Below are 17,303 nucleotides of genomic sequence, written 5' to 3'. Positions count from 1 at the left end.
ATGTCGACAGCCGCATCGCTCCACCGAAGCCGGAAGCGCAAGAACGCCGTGATGATGGCACTGTGCACCATAGCGGCGGGCATCGGCCTCGTCTGGCTGGCGCTGATCCTCGGCGCCCTTCTCTATAAGGGGCTCTCGGGTGTCTCGCTTTCGGTGTTCACGGAAATGACACCGCCGCCCGGCGACGCCGGCGGCCTGCTCAACGCCATCTACGGCAGCATCGTGATGACCGTGATCGGCATCGTCGTCGGCACGCCGATCGGCGTGCTCGCCGGCACCTATATGGCCGAGTACGGGCGCTTCTCGCGCCTCACGACGGTGGTGCGCTTCATCAACGACATCCTGTTGTCGGCGCCATCGATCATTGTCGGCCTGTTCGTCTACGAGCTGATGGTGCGGCCGTTGGGTCATTTCTCGGCGATCGCCGGCGCGGTGGCGCTGTCGATCCTGGTGATCCCCGTCGTCGTGCGCACCACCGAGGACATGCTGAACCTTGTGCCCAACGCGCTGCGCGAGGCCGGCACCGCCATCGGCGCGCCGCGCTGGGTGGTGATCCGCTCGGTCGCCTATCGCGCCGCACTGTCCGGCATCGTCACCGGTATATTGCTGGCGATCGCCCGGATTTCGGGCGAGACGGCGCCGCTGCTCTTCACCGCGCTCAACAACCAGTTCTGGTCGAGCAATCTCAACGCGCCGATGGCCAGCCTGCCGGTGACCATCTTCCAGTTTGCGCTGAGCCCTTATGAGGAATGGCAGCAACTGGCCTGGACGGGCGCACTGATAATCACCCTGACGGTTCTCGGGCTGAGCATCTTCGCCCGCAGCCTTACCGGACGCAGAGAGGACAGATGAAACCGATGTTGTCCACCGACCTGAACGTAGCCGAGACGACCGCCGAGAAGGCCAAGATCGAAGTCAAGAACCTCAACTTCTACTATGGCCAGTCGAAGGCGCTGAAGGACATCAACCTGTCGCTGCCCGAGCGCAGCGTCACCGCCTTCATCGGACCTTCGGGCTGCGGAAAGTCGACGCTGCTGCGCGTGCTCAACCGCATCTACGAGCTCTACCCGAAGCAGAGCGCCGAAGGCCAGGTGCTGCTCGACGGCAAGAACATCCTCGACCGTTCGCAGGACCTCAACCTGCTCAGGACCAAGATCGGCATGGTGTTCCAGAAGCCGACGCCGTTCCCGATGTCGATCTACGAGAACATCGCCTTCGGCGTCAGGCTGTATGAGAAGATCAGCAAGGCCGAGATGGACAATCGCGTCGAACAGGCGCTGAAGCGCGCCGCGCTGTGGAACGAGGTCAAGGACAAGCTCAACGCCAGTGGCCAGAGCCTTTCGGGCGGCCAGCAGCAGCGGCTCTGCATCGCCCGCACGGTGGCGGTGAAGCCGGCGGTCATCCTGCTCGACGAGCCGGCATCGGCGCTCGATCCGCTCTCGACCGCCAAGATCGAGGAGCTGATCGACGAGCTGCAGGCCGACTACACGATCGTGATCGTCACCCACAACATGCAGCAGGCGGCGCGCGTCTCGCGGCAGACGGCGTTCATGTATCTCGGCGAGCTGATCGAATTCGACCGGACCGAAAAGATTTTCACCTCGCCCCGCGAGAAGCGCACGCAGGACTACATCACCGGCCGCTTCGGCTGAGTTCATACGAGGACATAACCATGGCCCATACGGTCGCTTCCTTCGACGAGGATCTGAGGCAGATCAGCCAGCTCATCCGCGACATGGGCGATCTTGCCGGCTCGATGGTCGGCGCGTCGACCAAGGCTCTGCTGAATTCCGACAACGCGCTGGCGCAGCGCGTGGTCTCCGACGATGCCATCATGGACGCGCGCCAACGCGAGCTCGACGATCGCGCCATCACGCTGATTGCCAAACGCCAGCCGATGGCCGACGACCTGCGCAGCGTCGTTGGCGCCATCCGCATGGCCGGCGATCTCGAGCGCATTGGCGACCTTGCCAAGAACATCGCTAAGCGCGTCGGCTCGGTCGGCGTCAGCGCCGCGCCGCGCGACCTTTCGCACTCCATCGATTCGATGGCGCAGCTGGTGCTGATCCAGGTGCAGGGCGTGATCGAGGAATACGCGGCCGGCGACGCCACGGCGCTCGCCAAGCTCCGCAACGACGACGAGCGCATCGACGTCAAATACACCGCCGTCTTCCGCGAGCTCCTGACCTACATGATGGAGGATCCGCGCAACATCACGGCTTGCACGCATCTGTTGTTCTGCGCCAAGAATCTGGAGCGCATCGGCGACCACGTCACCAACATCGCCGAGAACGCCTACTATGTGCTGACCGGCACGCAATTGCCCGCGAATCGTCCTAAGCAGGACGAGACGACGATGTCGGCGCCGGCGGCCTGACCGCGAAGGTGCCTGCTATATGATCGCGCCACGCATCATGGTGGTGGAGGACGAGGAACCGCTGGGGGTGCTGCTCCGCTACAACCTCGAATCCGAGGGCTATCAGGTCGAGGTGGTGACCCGCGGCGACGAGGCCGAGATCCGCCTGCAGGAGAATTTGCCCGACCTTCTGGTGCTCGACTGGATGGTGCCGGCGGTGTCCGGCATCGAGCTTTGCCGGCGCCTCAGGATGCGGCCCGAGACCGAACGCCTGCCGATCATCATGCTGACCGCGCGCGGCGAGGAAAGCGACCGGGTGCGCGGCCTCTCGACCGGCGCCGACGACTATCTGGTCAAGCCGTTCTCGACGCCGGAATTCATGGCCAGGGTCAAGGCGCTGCTGCGCCGCGCCAAGCCGGAGGTGCTGTCCAGCGTGCTCAAGGTCGGCGACATCGTGCTCGATCGCGAATCGCATCGCGTCTACCGCAAGAAGAGCGAGATCCGGCTCGGCCCGACCGAGTTCAGGCTGCTGGAATTCATGATGCGGCATCCCGGCCGGGTGTTCTCGCGCAGCCAGCTGCTCGACAATGTCTGGGGCGAGACGATCTATATCGACGAGCGCACCGTGGACGTGCATGTCGGACGCCTGCGCAAGGCGGTCAACAACGGCCGGATGCCGGACGTCATACGTACCATCCGTGGGGCGGGCTACGCGATCAGGGAAGATTAGATCCAGGGCACCGAAGGTCTGACGGGTTCTATCTGCGCTGGCGGGTTATCGAGACGCTGGTGCTTCGCCGTCCACGGGCGGAGCACGAAGCGTCGCGACGCGGCGCAGACCCGACGATCCACGCGACTTCCACGCGCCGCGGCGGTGCAGAAATTCTGCTCCGCTCATCCGACGATTGAGGTAATGGCATGGATTCCAGGGTCTCCGCGACGGAGCTTCGCTCCTGCTCCGCCCTGGAATGACGAAGCTGCGGGGCCTTCGCTAATCTCCGGCGTCTGCAGGACGCACAGAAGCCAACGATCGCTATCGAAGCTGCTCAGGCCACGTTCTTGCCCGCTCTTGCCTTCACGCCCGGCGCAAAAATCTCCTGGTCGACGAAGGTCAGCGCGCGCACGGCGCAGCCCTCGCGGATCAGCGGCAATTCGTTCGGCTCGGTATCGAAGGAGATCGACTTCGAATGCTGGCCGCCGGCGGTCTGGGCGATGGCCTCGCGCAGAGCCGGCTCGATCAGGTCGAAGGCGGCGGCGCTGACGCCGACCATGGCGACCGGCGCCGGGTCGATCAGCGCGAACAGGCTGCCGAGGCCGAAGCCCAGCGCCTCGCCGGCCCGGCGATAGGCCTCGCGCTCCGAGCCATCCCTCTCGCGCGCCTTGGCGGCGAGCGCCCGCATGTCGGCGTCGCCGACATCGATCGGCTCGGCGTCCTCACTCATCTTCATGGCGCTGCGCCAGATGGCGTAGTTGCCGGCATAGGCCTCGACGCAGCCGCGGCGTCCGCAACGGCAAAGCGCGCCGCCCGGGCGATGGATCATGTGGCCGAACTCGCCGCCGGAAGAATGCGTGCCGGTGAACAGCTCGCCCTTCAGCACCAGGCCCATGCCGATGCCGTGCGAGAGCAGGATGGCGATGAAATTGTCGCGATAGCGGTCGGGATCGCGCCACTGCAGCGCCACCGCCATCATGTTACAGTCGTTTTCCATGGTGGCCGGAATGCCGAATTCCTTTTCCAGGATGTCGGCGAAGGGAATGTCGGTCAGCGGCGTGATCGGCGACCACAGCATGGCGCGGGCATGGGAATCGGTGATGCCCTGGATGCCCATGGCGATGCGGGCGACGCTGCCGACGTCGAGGTCCGGATCGTCCAGCCGGCGCCGCACGATCGCCAAGCATTCGCCGATCAGCTCGTTGCGCGGCATGGTGAGCGTATCGAGGCGGCGCTGCTCCTCGGCGATGACCTGACCCGCATAATCAATAACGGCGACCGAGAGGAAATTGAGCGACAGCACCACCGTTACCACCGCCGCCGCCTCCGGCTTGAGCGCGAGGCCCACCTGTGGCCGGCCGCGCTTCAGAGACGCGGTCTCGCTCGGCTTGCTCTCGGCCAGGATGCCTTCCTGGATCAGATCGGAAGAGATCGCCGAAATGGTCGAATGGCTGAGCCCGGTGGTCGCGGCGATTTCCGTGCGCGACGGTTGGCCGGCCCGGCGCACGGCCGAGAGCACCATGGCGCGGTTGCGCCGGCGCAGATCGTCGTGGCGGATTCCGACCGACATTTTTTCTCCTCCCAGTCAGCGCGGCCTCTCGATCATGCACAGGACCCGGCGACGCGCCAGATCGATTCACCCGGACGCCGGCACCCGAACCGTCCTGGTTTTTTAAAATTTTCGGTGGACGCGGTCTGCGCTTCCTCCGAACTGTTCCGCGATAGTGGCAGAAGCGGTCGGCACTGTCATTATTTATTGCGGGTCTCGAAAAAAAGAACGCGACACCTCAAAAACCGTCAGAATTGCAGTTGACAGCGCTTTGGCGTTCGATCAGTATTTTTTCGAGGCTCGAAAAAAAGCCTCTACATGGCCTTCGGGCCAGTCTGGGTCGCGCCGCGAGGGGCGCAGGGAGGATATCATGAAGAGATTCGCAGCCGCCATGCTGGCGGGCGTCGCCATGTCGTTGACGTTGGCGTCGGTCGCCGAGGCGAAGGACAAGGTGATCGGCGTTTCGTGGTCCAATTTCCAGGAAGAGCGCTGGAAGACCGACGAAGCGGCGATGAAGAAGGCGATCGAGGCCGCCGGCGACAAGTATATATCCGCCGACGCACAGTCCAATCCAGGCAAGCAGCTGACCGACGTCGAAAGCCTGATCTCGCAGGGCGCCAATGCGCTGATCATCCTGGCGCAGGACGCCTCGGCGATCGGACCGGCGGTGCAGAAGGCACTCGACGAAGGCATTCCGGTCGTCGGCTACGACCGCCTGATCGAGAACAAGGACGTGTTTTATCTGACCTTCGACAACAAGGAAGTCGGCCGCATGCAGGCCCGCGAGGTGTTCAAGGCCAAGCCCGAGGGCAATTACGTCTTCATCAAGGGCTCGGGCGCCGACCCGAACGCCGATTTCCTGTTCTCCGGCTCGATGGAAGTGCTGAAAGAAGCCATCGACAGCGGCAAGATCAAGAATGTCGGCGAAGCCTATACCGACGGCTGGCTGCCCGCCAACGCGCAGAAGAACATGGAGCAGTTCCTGACCGCCAACGACAACAAGGTCGACGCGGTGGTGGCGGCCAATGACGGCACCGCCGGCGGCGTCGTCGCGGCGCTGACGGCGCAAGGCCTGGCCGGCACCGTTCCGGTCTCGGGCCAGGACGGCGACCATGCCGCGCTCAACCGCATCGCGCTCGGCACCCAGACGGTGTCGGTGTGGAAGGACGCGCGCGAGCTCGGCAAGCACGCCGCCGAGATCGCCTCGCAGCTCGCCGACGGCAAGAAGATGACCGACATCGCGGGCGCCAAGGACTTCACGACGCCTGGCGGCAACACCGTCAAGTCGCTGTTCCTGACCCCGGTCGCAATCACCAAGGATAATCTCAACCTCGTCATCGACGCGGGTTGGATCAAGAAGGATGAAGTCTGCGCGGGCGTTGCCGCCGGCAGCGTCGCGGTCTGCAACTAAGCTGGCCGTCAGGTTCAAACGCAGCGCCGCGGCCCAACGGCCGCGGTGTATCCCAAGGGCTTTCGGGAGTACTGAAGCCGGAGACCATTGGGGGCAGGTCACTGTCCGGCAGGATCGCCGAACTGCTCCAGCCGTTTGTTTCCGCGCAATTCCAGGCGGCTACGCACTTTTTCCCGGAATTGCTCTAGCATCGTGGTCCGGCATCCGCGCCAGACGGCAAGCCGGCGGGAGGAGATCATGACCGATACGACCTCTGATACGCCGGCCAACCCGGCGGCGGATCGCGCGCGGGCTTCCGAACTGAGCACCGTCGGGCGCTTCCTCAAGGCGACTGAGCTCGACACACGCATGCTCGGCATGGTCGGCGCGCTGCTGATCATTTGGATTGGCCTGCATGTCATCTCGAGCCTGCGGCTCGGCGTCAATCCGCTCGATTTCGATAGCCGAACGTTCCTGACGCCGCGCAACCTGTGGAACCTGTCGGTGCAGACCTCGGCCGTGGCCATCATGGCTTCCGGCATGGTGCTGGTCATCGTCATTCGCAACATCGACCTCTCCGTCGGATCGGCCGAGGGTTTGATCGGCATGGTGATGGGCTTTGCCCAAGTGCATTTCCTGGTGCGAATGGTTGGGCTCGAGCTTGGCAATCCCTGGATCTGGGTGCTGGCACTGTTGATCGGCCTGGCGCTCGGCCTGCTGATCGGCGCCTTCCAGGGCTTCGTCATCGCCTATCTCGAAGTGCCGGCCTTCATCGTGACGCTTGGCGGGCTGCTGGTCTGGCGCGGTGCTGCCTGGTGGGTCACCAGCGGCCAGACGGTGGCGCCGCTCGACGCCACCTTCCAACTGATGGGCGGCGGACCGGCCGGCTCGATCGGCGCCAAATGGAGCTGGATCGTCGGCGCCGTCGCCTGTGTTGCCGTGGTGTTTGCGCTGTTCAACGGCAGGGTGCAGCGCAAGCGCTTCCGTTTTCCGCTGCGTCCGATCTGGGCCGAGACGCTGCTCGGCGCGGTCACCTGCGCTGTCATCATGGGCGCGGTGTGGCTGGCCAATTCCTATCCCTGGCCGGTCGGCATCGTGAACCGCTACGCCGCCGCCAACAACCTCACGGTCCCCGAAGCCGGCCTGTTCATCGCCCACGGCATCGCCATTCCGGTGCTGATGGCGATCGCCGTCGGTCTCGTCATGACCTTCATTACCAAGCGCACTCGCTTCGGCCGCTATGTCTTTGCCATCGGCGGCAATCCGGAGGCGGCCAACCTTGCCGGCATCAACACGCGCTGGATCACCATGAAGGTGTTCATGATCATGGGTGTGCTGGCGACGATCGCCGCGGCGATATCGTCGGCGCGGCAGAATTCATCGACCAATGCGCTCGGCACGCTGGACGAGCTCCTGGTCATCGCCGCGGCGGTCATCGGCGGCACCTCGCTCGCCGGCGGCTCGGGAACCGTGCTCGGCGCTATGCTTGGGGCGCTGCTGATGCAGTCACTGCAGTCCGGCATGGTGCTCCTCGGCGTCGATTCGCCGCTGCAAAGCATCGTCGTCGGCGCCGTGCTAGTCATCGCGGTCTGGCTCGACACCATCTACCGCAAGCGGGTGTGAAGGAGGCAGCATCATGGCAGACAAGAACGCTCCCGCCGGCGCCCCGCTGGTCGACATGCGCAACATCTCGATCGCCTTCGGCGGCATTCGCGCCGTCGACGATGCCTCCATCGATCTCTTCCCCGGCGAAGTGGTGGCGCTGCTCGGCCACAACGGCGCCGGCAAGTCGACGCTGATCAAGATACTGTCCGGCGCCTACAAGCGCGATGCCGGGCAGATCTTCGTCAACGGCGAGGAGGCAGCAATCTCCAACCCGCGCGACGCCAAGAAATACGGCATCGAGACGATCTATCAGACGCTGGCGCTTGCCGACAACGTCGACGCCGCCGCCAATCTTTTCCTCGGCCGCGAGCTGATGACCGCCTGGGGCACGCTGGACGACGTCGCCATGGAGGCCGAAGCGCGCAAGGTGATGGGCCGGCTCAATCCGCGCTTCCAGCGCTTCAAGGAGCCGGTGATCAAGCTGTCCGGCGGACAGAGACAGTCGGTGGCGATCGCGCGCGCGATCCTGTTCAACGCGCGAATCCTGATCATGGACGAGCCGACGGCAGCGCTCGGCCCCCAGGAGACGGCCCAGGTCGGCGAACTGGTGCGGCAACTCAAGGCCGACGGAATCGGCATCTTCCTGATCAGCCACGACATCCATGACGTGTTCGAGCTGGCGGACAGGGTCTGCGTCATGAAGAACGGCCAGGTCGTCGGTACGGCGCGCACCAGCGACGTGACCCAGGACGAGGTGCTCGGCATGATCATTCTGGGCAAGTGCCCGCCGGGCGCCATGCCAGGCCCGGGAGCGCTGAAAATCGCGGCCTAAGACCATAGATTGGTTGGCTAATTTGCGACTTGTTTGATGAGCCAATCGCGGCGTTGGGTTGGCCTTGCCATTGTATTGGCGCGGAGACTTGCCCATAAAGGTGGCCAACCATCCATGGGCCGCACCCTGCATTGAAAAAGCTTTTCCCGATCGTCGCCTTCATCGCCGTCGCGCTGATCAGCCTGACGATGGCGGGGTTCGCCTATTTCGCGACTCAGGAGGCGGCACGCATCAAGTTCGAGGGAACCGCCGACGATGCGCTCAACCGCATCGAGAGCCGCATCGACCTGCATCTGTCGCTGCTGCGCTCGACCCAGGCGCTGTTCGATGCTCGTAACGGCGATATTACGCGCGGCGAGTTCAAGGCCTTCCTCACCGCGCTCGACATCGACGACAATTTCGCCGGACTGCGCGGCATCGGCTTCCTGAGGCTGGCCAAGGCCGGCGACGAGGCCACGCTCGAGCGCGACATCCTGCGCGCTCGCGGTTCGGCCCACCCGGTCTATCCGGCAATCACGCAGCAGCAATGGCGCACGCCCATCGTGCTTTTCGAGCCGCTCGATACCTCCAACCAGTCGATCATCGGCTTCGACATGTTCAGCGACCCGGCACGGCGGGCTGCAATCGAGAAGGCCATGGCCGACGACCAGCAGCATGCCAGCGGGCTCGTTCAACTTGGCCAGGGACAAGGGCTGGAGCAGACCTTCCCCGGATTTCTGGTCTTCGTGCGGCTGAACGTGGAAACGGCCCCGGACGTCATCGATGCCAGCCGCTCCTCGACCGCCGGCTTCCTCTACGCCTCCTTCCGCGCACGCGATCTGTTCCAGGTGGCGCTCAGCAAGGCTCCGCTGCTGCCGGTCAACGTCGAAATCTTCGACGGCCAGCCGGGTGCCGACAATCTCCTGTTCCGATCGGAGGCGCCGCCGGCCGAATCGCTCGGCGGAAAGCTGCTGGCGCGCCGGGATATCGTCGTGGCCGGCCGGCCCTGGACCGTCCTGTTTCGGCCGACGAGCGCTTTCGCGCTGCCGTCCTCGCGCGCCATCCCGGTGATGCTCGGTCTGTTCGGCCTGCTGCTCGCCGGGGCGATCGCCTTGGTGGCCCGCTATCAGGAGCGCGCCTACGAGGCGAAGTCGCTGCTGCATGAGGCCACGGAGAAGAGCCTGCTGGAAAAGGAGCTGATCCTGCAGGAGATGAAGCACCGCATCAAGAACTCGATCACCAGGGTGCTGGCGATCGCACGGCAGACTGCTTCGCAGGCCACCGACGTCAAGGAGTTCTCGGCATCATTCTCGGCGCGGCTGCAGGCGATGGCCGCGTCGCAGGACATGCTGACACGCTCGCGCTGGCAGAAGGCGGACCTCGGCGACCTGCTGCGCACGGAGCTTGGGCAGGTGTTCGGCAAAGAGCTTTCCGAAGGCATATTGTCGGGGCCGGAAGTGCTGCTTGACGAGACGACGACGCAGGCGCTCGGCCTGACCTTCCACGAGCTTGCCACCAACGCGCTGAAATATGGCGAGGCCGGCAACTCGGTGGGCGCCCTGAAGGTCGAGTGGCGGGTCGAAGGACGTGGCCGGGAGCGGACGCTGGTGCTCGATTGGCGCGAGGCCGGGCAGAAGAAACTGGAGCCGCCGGCAAAGACCGGTTTCGGCACCAAGCTGATCGATCTCAATGTCACGCGCGAATTGCGCGGTAGGATCAAGCGCGACTACCGGGCCGACGGGCTTAAGGTGGAAATCCGAATACCCCTGCCAGGCTGAGCGCCTGTCAGTCAGGGTCTAACAACGATCTATCCGGGGACCGCTGGTCGGCCCCCGGGTAGATGACTGTGTCTCGCGGAAAATCAGTTGCAGCGGGCCTTGTATCTCGTGCCGTCAGCGTGGCGATATATGCAATAGCCATTACGCAGGTTGCGAACCAACAGGCCGGACCCGGCGCCCACAGCCGCGCCGATCAGCGCGCCCCTGCCGCCGCCGACCAGGCCGCCGACGCCGGCGCCGATCAAGCCGCCCCCGACGACATCCTGCTCGGTCGTGGTGCAGCCGCTGACGGCGACCACGGCAACCATGGCAATGATCATTTTCCGCATAAATAGCTCCTCGCTTTTGTCCTCACTTTGGCAGTGCCAACCGCCGTTTAGCACGAAAAAACGGGCTTTGCCTGCCCGATCTTGTTATTGCTGAAGAGAGTGTCTTACGGGCGTGCGCCGTTTGACGCGACAAGCGCGCCGGAAGTTTCCAGCGACGCGACGAGCCTGCCGTCGGGACGCACGGTCCACAGCAGTTGATCGTAGTCGTCTTCAAGTGCCGGATCGACGGCAAGGCACTCGCCCATGACACGCGGCGTGCGCCCCTGCAGGTCGCCCAGCGCAAACGGCCGTTCGGCGATGCAGGCCTCGAAAGTCTCGAAGACGCTGACCGGCACTGACAATTCGCGGCAATCGGTCATGGTGTCCGAGCAGCCAATGACGAGGAGCAAGGCGGCGATGTGTTCCACGGGTCGAATCCTCCCGCCGCAAAGAACGATTGTTGCCGCTCAAAAGTTCCTGCTCGGCGGAGTCGGCGCGCAATGGCGCGTGCCCTTGGCGCCGGCCGGCTGCTCGATTGGAAAGATCAGGCCAGTTGCCAGGCCACCGCCAGCACGAGAGCAGCAACAAGCGCGACGGCGCCGAGGCGAAGCGATGGATGGGAGGAACGGGGCGAGGGCCGTGCTTCGGTGTCCTGGAAGCCGCTCATCGAGACGCGGGCGGCCTGCTCCAGCCTGTTCATATCGGCAATCATCATTCGGTTCCTCCCAAATCGCGGTGTGATTGCGCGGCTGGGTTTGCTCCGTCGCGAGTGGTTCAGCGCCTGACGGGATCGCCGATCCGCTCCAAGGTTTTACGCAACTCGGAAGGGCATTGCGCGCTATCCTGGAGTTGCTTCTGCCGGGGAACATAATCGGATTTTATGGTGAATGGCAGGTTAACGCCTCTCCGGCGGCTGTCTGTTGCCCAAGACGTGGTTGTTCATTCTATCTCGAAATTGCCGCGCGGGATGGTCAGGCGATATTCGAGACGATCGTCGTCGATATCGAGACTGGCGGAGCCGTTCAGCGACGTCGGCACGACGCGTTCGAGGGCGACGCTGCCAAAACGATTTTCGGTGCGCCGACCGGCGCCGATCCTTTCTGTCCAAATCAGCAAAAGGCCAGGCGAAGTCTCGCTGCCGGCCGCGATCCTGGCGCTTACCCTGATCCGTCCGTCAGGCTGCGACAGGGCGCCGTAGCTTACCGAATTCACGGCCAGCTCGTGCATGGCCAGTCCGATATGAAGGGCAGCGTTCGGATTGAGGTAAGGGTTCTCCCCATCGAAACGCAGGCTGCGACTTGGATCGGCGCTATAGCGGCCGACCTGGCCGGACACGAGCTCACGAAGCGCCGCTCCCCGCCAGTTGGAGGATGTCACCAGATCCTGAGACGAGGCGAGCGACTGGATACGGCCGCGAAAGTGCGTCAGAAAATCGCCGAGCGTCTCCGAGTAGCGTCCGGTCTGGGTGGCTATGCTCTGGATGATGGCCAGAAGATTCTTCGAGCGATGGCTGACCTCTCGCAGCAGCGTTTTCAGCGTCTGCTCGCGGCGCTTCTGCTCCGTCGTCTCGACCATGGTGGTGACGACGCCCTGAACCTCGCCGGAGTCGCTGCGATCGGCATCGATCCAGACATGGAACCAGCGCACGCCGTCACTGTCGGAAATGCCGAGCTCGAGGCGATCCGGGTTGCCGGTTTCAATCACCTTGCGCTTGGCTGCGCCTATGCGCTCGGACTGCGCGGGGGAAAGCGCATCCTTGCCCTCGGCCGTCTCGCAGGCCCACGGGGCGCGCATGTTGCGCGCCCAGACGGTCTTCATTTCACGATCCTGGTAGAGGACCGAAATTCCAGCATTGTGGAGCGCGTGGAGTAGCGCGCGACCCACCTGCATCCCGCTTTCCGCCGGATGCATCGCGATCACTTCGTCGCTGCGCTCTTGCGTATAGTCCTTCTCTGAGGCCTTGGAACGCATTCGATACTTCCCGCATCCAGGCGCGAACGGCTTACGAGGATTGCTGCCCCGGTCTTGACCTACTGATGCTTATGCTGCCCAAAAGCGGTCCGCCGGACGACATCCTTTTGGGGACATCGCCCGGCGGTGGCTGGAAACCGTTTGAGGGGTGCGGCTTCCAGTGTTCGGCACTCCCCCTGGTCAGGTTCTCCTGACGAGGCCGGCGATGAGTGAGATCACCAGGAAAGCAAGGAAGACGAAGAACAATATCTGCGCGATGCCAGCCGACGTGCCGGCGATGCCGCCGAACCCAAGCGCGCCGGCGATGATCGCGACCACAAGAAAAACGAGCGCCCAGTACAGCATGATATCTCTCCTTCTAACGTCCTGGAAAAAACGTGGCTGGATGGCGTTTGTTCCACCATTTGCGGAAAAAGACGATCCCCTGAAAACGCTTCACGGATGGGACTCCGCGCCGCATCGTGCGAGGCGCGGGCGCCTCGCATGAGACCTCAATGATCGGACATGCGGTCAGGCCGCGGCTTTCGCCTGCCGGTCGAAGAACAGCGCCTGACTGATCAGGGCCTTCACCATGTCTGGATTGAAGGGCTTGGTCACCAGAAACGCCGGTTCGGGACGCTCGCCGGTCAACAGGCGCTCAGGGAAAGCGGTGATGAAGATCACCGGCACCGGCGTCGAGGACAAGATCTCGTTGACCGCCTCTATGCCCGAGCTGCCATCGGCGAGCTGGATGTCGGCCAGCACCATTTTCGGACGCGTCTTGCCGAAAACGGCGACCGCCTCGGCGTGCGTGCGGGCGGTGCCGACAACGCGATGGCCGAGGCTTTCGACCATCTCCTCGATGTCCATGGCGATCAGCGGCTCGTCCTCGATGATCAGCACGTCGGTGGCGACCTGGCGGGAAATCTCGCTGCTTGCCTGGGCAAGCAATTCGGAGAACTCCTGTTCGTCGGCATCGAGGATTTCCGCCGCTTCATCCTCGCTGAAACCCTCTACGGCGACCAGCAGGAAAGCTTGCCTCGGCCGCGGCGCGATTGCGTTCAGATTGGCGGCCGCCCGCTGCTCCCAAGCTGTCTGCGCATGCTCTTGCGGCACGCGGATCGCAATCGAAGTGAAAAGCCTGGCAAAGACCTTGTACAGCGCAATGCGATCGCTCGATGCCTTGGGGAAAACTTCGGTGTCGGCGATGATGGCCTCCAGCATCGCAGCAACCAGGGCGTCACCGCTTTCTTGCGATCCCGACACGGCGCGCGAGAAACGGCGGAGGAAAGGCAGGTGAGGAGCGATGGTTGCGGACAGGCTCATATTTGACGTCTCCCTCAGATGACGTTGTTTCATTGCAAAGGCTAGACTCACTGGAAGTCCCGGCAAAACCAACGTCGGCTTTCTGAAAAAGTTCCGCCGGGCAGGGAACTAAATTAGGAAGCGGGCGTTTCCGGCTGTGGGATGGGCAACCAGACAAGGGTGCCGCTTGCGTCGTGACATATGGTTTTAAAGCGGTTTCAGGTGCTGGGACTTAGGGCAAACATGAAAGAAATGTCAAAGAATTCAATAACTGGCGCCCCGAGCAGGCACCGGAACGGGGGTAGCAGTCCGCTCGGACCGAACTCCGAAATCGCCCGCAAACTCAAGCAATATTACGACGAGCTGGTCTCCGATCAGGTGCCGGATCGATTCGCTCAGTTGCTCAGCCAGCTGGAAAAGGCCGAACCCGCCGAGAAAAAGGACTGAGACATGGCGGCGGTCTCCCAGAGCTTCAAGACCGAGCTGCTCGGCGCGATCCCAAGCCTGCGCGCCTTTGCGGTGTCGCTGACGCAGAATGCCGACAAGGCGGACGACCTTGTCCAGGAAACCCTGGTCAAGGCGTGGGACAAACATGAGAGTTTCCAGCCGGGCACCAACCTCAAGGCCTGGCTGTTCACCATCCTGCGCAACGAATTCTATTCGCAGATGCGCAAGCGCGGTCGCGAGGTGCAGGACAGCGACGGCATCATGACCGCCAGGCTCGCCGTCCACCCGGCCCAGCATGGCCAGCTCGATCTCAAGGATTTTCGCGGCGCGCTGGAGCAGCTGCCGGAGGATCAGCGCGAAGCGATCATCCTGATCGGCGCGTCCGGCTTTTCCTACGAAGAGGCGGCGGAGATCTGCGGCTGCGCGGTGGGCACGATCAAGAGCCGGGTCAGCCGCGCGCGCGCCCGGCTGCAGGACATCCTGAAGATTTCTGGCGAGGACGAATACGGCCCCGACGCGATCTCGGCGCAGGTGACAGGATCAAACGCCGCCTGACACGGACCTCCGGCTCTTCGACGCTACGTCGTCACGCCGCTTTCGCGCGCCTGCAGGCGAGCGCCAGGGCCTGGATCAGATCGTCTCCCGAGTAGGGCTTGGTGACCAGCTTAATCTCGGGAAAAGAGCCTTCGAGATCCTCGGCGTCGGAGTAGCCGGACGCGAAGACGAATGGAATGCCTGCGCTGCGCAGCCGCTCGGCGAAGTCGAGTGTCGAGGTGCCGCCGAGCATCAGGTCGACGATAGCGGCGTCGAACCAGGAAAACCCATCCCGCAGGTCGATTTCAGCCAGGTCGCCAACAATCGTGACCTCGGCGGCCCCTTGGTCGCGGCATAGTTGCTCGACATCCATCGCTATCAGGAATTCGTCTTCCAAGACCAGGATACGCAATCCGTCTAGCAATGGGGGCACGTGGCGGCGACTCCTATAAGGCTGCAGTCATGCGCGGTATTCGGCGCTCTGTCATTTAAAAAAGACATGACCGGCGATGCATTGCGTGAGCGGCGGAACCTCGGTCCGGGTGAAGCGTTTGTATTCGCCCGATCGGGGCAGGGGTTTCGAAGAGGGGTCGAAATGTCCGGCCAGAGCGCATATTCCCTTGCCACCCGCCAATATCCTTGCGGCAAATGCCCGTTGCGGCCGTTGCCAGTCTTTCGCGAATTCGAGAGCCAGGAGCTGTTGTTCGTCAGCGTCGACAAGGGGGCGACCGTGCTGGTCGAAGGCAGCCACAGCGCGCATCTCTACACCATACTTTCAGGCTGGGCATTCCGCTACAAGCTGTTGCCCGACGGGCGGCGGCAAATCCTCAATTATTCCATGCCCGGCGATCTCATCGGCCTGCAAGGCAGCCTGATGGGCGAGATGCAGCATTCCGTCGAGGCCTTGTCGCCGATGCTGCTGTGCGTCTTCGAGCGCGACCAATTGCACGAGCTTTACCGCAACTACCCGGGCCTGGCCTATGACATCACCTGGATGGCGTCGCGCGAGGAGCGCATGCTCGATGAAAACTTGCTGAGCATCGGTCGCCGTTCCGCGCTTGAGCGCACCGCCTATCTTGTCGCCTTCATCTCCAGCCGTGCCCGGGGGGCGGGCCTGAACGGCAAGCGGCCGGTGCAGATCCCGATCACGCAGCAGCATATCGCCGATACGCTCGGCCTTTCGCTGGTGCATACCAACAAGACGATCCGCAAGCTGATGGACCGTAAGCTGATCATTTGGCGTGACGGTGGTTGCGAGGTTCTCAGCCATGAGGGGCTGACGGAGTTGGCCGGCTGGCAAGGTTTGGGTGAGGAGCGCAGACCGCTGATCTGACGACGAGCCGGACCGGCAGAACGGAACCCCGGTCTCGGCCAAGCGTTGAAATGGAAGCAAACATAAGGAGTTACGCAATGGCGACCGCCGCAGGCAGATCCGCAACAGACACTCCCCCCAGCGCCGACCTCGAAGCCGACATCCGGCAGTTGAAGGCCGATATCGAAGAGCTCACCAGGCAATTGGCCAAGACCCGGGACGACAGTTACGGGGCAGCGCGCCGCGCGGCCGCCGAAGGCGTCGAGCAGCTGCGCGCGCACGGCGAGGCAGCGTTCGAAAGCATGCGCGGAAGCGCTCAGGATTTGGAAGCGCAGTTGATAGCCAGCGTTCGCGAAAAGCCGGTGACGTCGCTGGCGATTGCGGCGGGAGTAGGTTTCCTGTTCGCGCTGCTGTCGCGCCGCTAGCAGCCCTCATATGGGGACGCTGGTTTCGCTTATTTCCGGCCTTGCTTCCGGCGAGGCGGTGGCGGCCTTGCAAAGAGCGCGGCTGACCGCAATCCTCTACGGACTTGCCGGTGTTTTTGCCCTGTGCGGCGTCGGTTTCCTCATCGGCGCGGCCTATATCTGGCTGGCGGCGCGCTACGGGCCGCTAGCGACCAGCCTCGGCTTCGGCATCGGCTTCCTGGTGATCGCCGGGCTGATTGTCGTGATCCACAAGTTGACAACCAGCATGCGGGCGCGGCGGCGCGCGCGAAGGCGAAAGGCCGACATGACGGCGGTTGGCGTAACCGCGGCGCTCGCGTTGCTCCCGGCGCTCGCGAAAAGCAAGGGCGGCCTGGGCACGCTTCTCGCGCCCGCGATCGCGCTCGCCGCCTACGCCATCTACCGCGAGAACGTGAAGGCTGGGCCTCGAGAAAAGGATCGCAGCGAAACGCCATAGGCGCGGCAAGCCGGTCGAGGCGGCCGACCGTTGCCGGATGATTGGGAACTTTCGCGGAAAGGGTCCGTTACCCGACCATGCCGTGCTCGGCGTGCCCGCCCCCACACCTGGAGACCGACCATGCCCAAGACCGTTCCTGAAAACGAAGCCCGCCAGGGGCATTGGGGCTGGCATGCGCTCAGGATTCTCGTCGCCGGGCTGCTGCTGGTATTCATCGCCTGGGGCGTAGCCGAGATTTATGGCGTGCTGATCAAAGAGCCGAGCACCGAGCAGCAGCACGTCCCACAACCTCCAGGGACCGAGCAGGCGCCTGCTCCCAGCGGTCAAACGCAGTAGTTTTGGAGTC

General features: G+C 63.7%; 22 protein-coding genes. 14 read left to right on the top strand and 8 right to left on the bottom strand.

The features are described 5' to 3' along the window. Genes pstA through phoB form a run of 4 tightly spaced genes read left to right on the top strand, consistent with a single transcriptional unit; the run spans nucleotide 1 to nucleotide 3,086 of the window. Nucleotides 1-852: a phosphate ABC transporter permease PstA gene (gene pstA / locus EOD29_RS15830; protein ID WP_127215255.1), complete on the top strand. Its 852-nt coding sequence runs from the start codon at nucleotides 1-3 to the stop codon at nucleotides 850-852. Beyond that, nucleotides 849-1,652: a phosphate ABC transporter ATP-binding protein PstB gene (pstB, locus tag EOD29_RS15825; protein ID WP_281059217.1), complete on the top strand. Its 804-nt coding sequence runs from the start codon at nucleotides 849-851 to the stop codon at nucleotides 1,650-1,652. The genes pstA and pstB overlap by 4 nt, the downstream gene beginning before the upstream one ends. 20 nt (nucleotides 1,653-1,672) lie before the next feature. Further along, complete coding sequence (gene phoU / locus EOD29_RS15820) at nucleotides 1,673-2,377, top strand: phosphate signaling complex protein PhoU (protein ID WP_095799839.1); 705 nt, start codon at nucleotides 1,673-1,675, stop codon at nucleotides 2,375-2,377. A gap of 19 nt (nucleotides 2,378-2,396) precedes the next feature. Further along, nucleotides 2,397-3,086 carry a phosphate regulon transcriptional regulator PhoB gene (gene phoB, locus EOD29_RS15815; RefSeq protein WP_127247166.1) on the top strand — a complete coding sequence of 230 codons (690 nt, stop codon included), beginning with the start codon at nucleotides 2,397-2,399 and terminating at the stop codon, nucleotides 3,084-3,086. 316 nt (nucleotides 3,087-3,402) lie between these two features. On the opposite strand, the gene EOD29_RS15810 is transcribed toward phoB, so the two are convergent. Next, the gene (locus tag EOD29_RS15810; protein ID WP_127247165.1) at nucleotides 3,403-4,638 is read right to left on the bottom strand and encodes an ROK family transcriptional regulator; all 1,236 of its coding nucleotides are present in this window, start codon (nucleotides 4,636-4,638) and stop codon (nucleotides 3,403-3,405) included. 349 nt (nucleotides 4,639-4,987) lie between these two features. Here EOD29_RS15810 and xylF point away from each other — a divergent pair, with 349 nt between their 5' ends. From xylF to EOD29_RS15790, 4 genes are all read left to right on the top strand, one after another. Continuing rightward, complete coding sequence (gene xylF / locus EOD29_RS15805) at nucleotides 4,988-6,028, top strand: D-xylose ABC transporter substrate-binding protein (protein ID WP_127247164.1); 1,041 nt, start codon at nucleotides 4,988-4,990, stop codon at nucleotides 6,026-6,028. A 237-nt stretch (nucleotides 6,029-6,265) separates the two neighbouring features. Beyond that, nucleotides 6,266-7,630 carry a sugar ABC transporter permease gene (locus EOD29_RS15800; RefSeq protein WP_127247163.1) on the top strand — a complete coding sequence of 455 codons (1,365 nt, stop codon included), beginning with the start codon at nucleotides 6,266-6,268 and terminating at the stop codon, nucleotides 7,628-7,630. A 13-nt stretch (nucleotides 7,631-7,643) separates the two neighbouring features. After that, nucleotides 7,644-8,444 (top strand): ATP-binding cassette domain-containing protein, encoded by an 801-nt coding sequence (locus EOD29_RS15795; RefSeq protein ID WP_067002105.1) that lies wholly within the window; start codon nucleotides 7,644-7,646, stop codon nucleotides 8,442-8,444. A gap of 131 nt (nucleotides 8,445-8,575) precedes the next feature. Continuing rightward, complete coding sequence (locus EOD29_RS15790) at nucleotides 8,576-10,201, top strand: CHASE domain-containing protein (protein ID WP_127247162.1); 1,626 nt, start codon at nucleotides 8,576-8,578, stop codon at nucleotides 10,199-10,201. A gap of 83 nt (nucleotides 10,202-10,284) precedes the next feature. Here EOD29_RS15790 and EOD29_RS15785 read toward each other — a convergent pair whose 3' ends face one another. The 6 genes from EOD29_RS15785 to EOD29_RS15765 all read right to left on the bottom strand — a co-directional run bounded on the left by EOD29_RS15785 (nucleotide 10,285) and on the right by EOD29_RS15765 (nucleotide 13,785). After that, entirely contained in the window at nucleotides 10,285-10,530 is a 246-nt protein-coding gene (locus EOD29_RS15785) for a YMGG-like glycine zipper-containing protein (RefSeq protein WP_067002111.1), read from the bottom strand. A gap of 104 nt (nucleotides 10,531-10,634) precedes the next feature. Continuing rightward, a complete protein-coding gene (locus tag EOD29_RS15780) occupies nucleotides 10,635-10,937 on the bottom strand; it encodes a hypothetical protein (protein WP_127242101.1) in 303 nt (100 codons plus the stop codon). Nucleotides 10,938-11,053: 116 nt separating this feature from the next. After that, nucleotides 11,054-11,224, bottom strand: a complete 171-nt coding sequence (locus tag EOD29_RS35960; protein ID WP_164747034.1) for a hypothetical protein — start codon at nucleotides 11,222-11,224, stop codon at nucleotides 11,054-11,056. A gap of 224 nt (nucleotides 11,225-11,448) precedes the next feature. Continuing rightward, complete coding sequence (locus EOD29_RS15775; protein WP_127247161.1) at nucleotides 11,449-12,480, bottom strand: sensor histidine kinase; 1,032 nt, start codon at nucleotides 12,478-12,480, stop codon at nucleotides 11,449-11,451. A 180-nt stretch (nucleotides 12,481-12,660) separates the two neighbouring features. Further along, nucleotides 12,661-12,825, bottom strand: coding sequence for a DUF1328 domain-containing protein (locus tag EOD29_RS15770; RefSeq protein ID WP_067002119.1), 165 nt, complete (start codon nucleotides 12,823-12,825; stop codon nucleotides 12,661-12,663). Nucleotides 12,826-12,990: 165 nt separating this feature from the next. Continuing rightward, on the bottom strand, nucleotides 12,991-13,785 hold the full coding sequence (locus EOD29_RS15765) for a response regulator (protein ID WP_067002122.1): 795 nt from the start codon (nucleotides 13,783-13,785) through the stop codon (nucleotides 12,991-12,993). Nucleotides 13,786-14,007: 222 nt separating this feature from the next. Between EOD29_RS15765 and EOD29_RS15760 the strand changes: the two genes are divergently transcribed. Both EOD29_RS15760 and EOD29_RS15755 read left to right on the top strand, forming a co-directional pair. Next, nucleotides 14,008-14,211: a NepR family anti-sigma factor gene (locus EOD29_RS15760; protein ID WP_067002232.1), complete on the top strand. Its 204-nt coding sequence runs from the start codon at nucleotides 14,008-14,010 to the stop codon at nucleotides 14,209-14,211. 3 nt (nucleotides 14,212-14,214) lie between these two features. After that, nucleotides 14,215-14,766 carry an RNA polymerase sigma factor gene (locus EOD29_RS15755; protein ID WP_040973662.1) on the top strand — a complete coding sequence of 184 codons (552 nt, stop codon included), beginning with the start codon at nucleotides 14,215-14,217 and terminating at the stop codon, nucleotides 14,764-14,766. A 31-nt stretch (nucleotides 14,767-14,797) separates the two neighbouring features. Here the strand turns inward: EOD29_RS15755 and EOD29_RS15750 are convergent, their stop codons facing one another. Then, nucleotides 14,798-15,142 (bottom strand): response regulator, encoded by a 345-nt coding sequence (locus EOD29_RS15750; protein WP_336618911.1) that lies wholly within the window; start codon nucleotides 15,140-15,142, stop codon nucleotides 14,798-14,800. Nucleotides 15,143-15,340: 198 nt separating this feature from the next. Here EOD29_RS15750 and EOD29_RS15745 point away from each other — a divergent pair, with 198 nt between their 5' ends. From EOD29_RS15745 to EOD29_RS15730, 4 genes are all read left to right on the top strand, one after another. Then, nucleotides 15,341-16,078: a Crp/Fnr family transcriptional regulator gene (locus EOD29_RS15745; protein ID WP_127247263.1), complete on the top strand. Its 738-nt coding sequence runs from the start codon at nucleotides 15,341-15,343 to the stop codon at nucleotides 16,076-16,078. A 77-nt stretch (nucleotides 16,079-16,155) separates the two neighbouring features. Further along, nucleotides 16,156-16,482, top strand: a complete 327-nt coding sequence (locus EOD29_RS15740) for a DUF883 family protein (protein WP_095778215.1) — start codon at nucleotides 16,156-16,158, stop codon at nucleotides 16,480-16,482. A 10-nt stretch (nucleotides 16,483-16,492) separates the two neighbouring features. Continuing rightward, nucleotides 16,493-16,957, top strand: coding sequence for a phage holin family protein (locus EOD29_RS15735; protein WP_095782492.1), 465 nt, complete (start codon nucleotides 16,493-16,495; stop codon nucleotides 16,955-16,957). Between the two features lie 120 nt (nucleotides 16,958-17,077). After that, nucleotides 17,078-17,293, top strand: a complete 216-nt coding sequence (locus EOD29_RS15730; protein ID WP_067002134.1) for a hypothetical protein — start codon at nucleotides 17,078-17,080, stop codon at nucleotides 17,291-17,293. The last annotated feature ends 10 nt before the right edge of the window (nucleotides 17,294-17,303 follow it).

Source organism: Mesorhizobium sp. M1A.T.Ca.IN.004.03.1.1, assembly GCF_003997555.1.
Classification (GTDB): Bacteria; Pseudomonadota; Alphaproteobacteria; order Rhizobiales; family Rhizobiaceae; genus Mesorhizobium.
This window is presented reverse-complemented; position numbering and strand designations above follow the sequence as displayed.

Coding starts and splice junctions, on each gene's coding strand:
- pstA (WP_127215255.1), top strand. CDS start 1: ATGTCGACAGCCGCATCGCTCCACCGAAGCCGGAAGCGCAAGAACGCC.
- pstB (WP_281059217.1), top strand. CDS start 849: ATGAAACCGATGTTGTCCACCGACCTGAACGTAGCCGAGACGACCGCC.
- phoU (WP_095799839.1), top strand. CDS start 1,673: ATGGCCCATACGGTCGCTTCCTTCGACGAGGATCTGAGGCAGATCAGC.
- phoB (WP_127247166.1), top strand. CDS start 2,397: ATGATCGCGCCACGCATCATGGTGGTGGAGGACGAGGAACCGCTGGGG.
- EOD29_RS15810 (WP_127247165.1), bottom strand. CDS start 4,638: ATGTCGGTCGGAATCCGCCACGACGATCTGCGCCGGCGCAACCGCGCC.
- xylF (WP_127247164.1), top strand. CDS start 4,988: ATGAAGAGATTCGCAGCCGCCATGCTGGCGGGCGTCGCCATGTCGTTG.
- EOD29_RS15800 (WP_127247163.1), top strand. CDS start 6,266: ATGACCGATACGACCTCTGATACGCCGGCCAACCCGGCGGCGGATCGC.
- EOD29_RS15795 (WP_067002105.1), top strand. CDS start 7,644: ATGGCAGACAAGAACGCTCCCGCCGGCGCCCCGCTGGTCGACATGCGC.
- EOD29_RS15785 (WP_067002111.1), bottom strand. CDS start 10,530: ATGCGGAAAATGATCATTGCCATGGTTGCCGTGGTCGCCGTCAGCGGC.
- EOD29_RS35960 (WP_164747034.1), bottom strand. CDS start 11,224: ATGATGATTGCCGATATGAACAGGCTGGAGCAGGCCGCCCGCGTCTCG.
- EOD29_RS15775 (WP_127247161.1), bottom strand. CDS start 12,480: ATGCGTTCCAAGGCCTCAGAGAAGGACTATACGCAAGAGCGCAGCGAC.
- EOD29_RS15770 (WP_067002119.1), bottom strand. CDS start 12,825: ATGCTGTACTGGGCGCTCGTTTTTCTTGTGGTCGCGATCATCGCCGGC.
- EOD29_RS15765 (WP_067002122.1), bottom strand. CDS start 13,785: ATGAGCCTGTCCGCAACCATCGCTCCTCACCTGCCTTTCCTCCGCCGT.
- EOD29_RS15760 (WP_067002232.1), top strand. CDS start 14,008: ATGAAAGAAATGTCAAAGAATTCAATAACTGGCGCCCCGAGCAGGCAC.
- EOD29_RS15755 (WP_040973662.1), top strand. CDS start 14,215: ATGGCGGCGGTCTCCCAGAGCTTCAAGACCGAGCTGCTCGGCGCGATC.
- EOD29_RS15745 (WP_127247263.1), top strand. CDS start 15,341: ATGTCCGGCCAGAGCGCATATTCCCTTGCCACCCGCCAATATCCTTGC.
- EOD29_RS15740 (WP_095778215.1), top strand. CDS start 16,156: ATGGCGACCGCCGCAGGCAGATCCGCAACAGACACTCCCCCCAGCGCC.
- EOD29_RS15735 (WP_095782492.1), top strand. CDS start 16,493: ATGGGGACGCTGGTTTCGCTTATTTCCGGCCTTGCTTCCGGCGAGGCG.
- EOD29_RS15730 (WP_067002134.1), top strand. CDS start 17,078: ATGCCCAAGACCGTTCCTGAAAACGAAGCCCGCCAGGGGCATTGGGGC.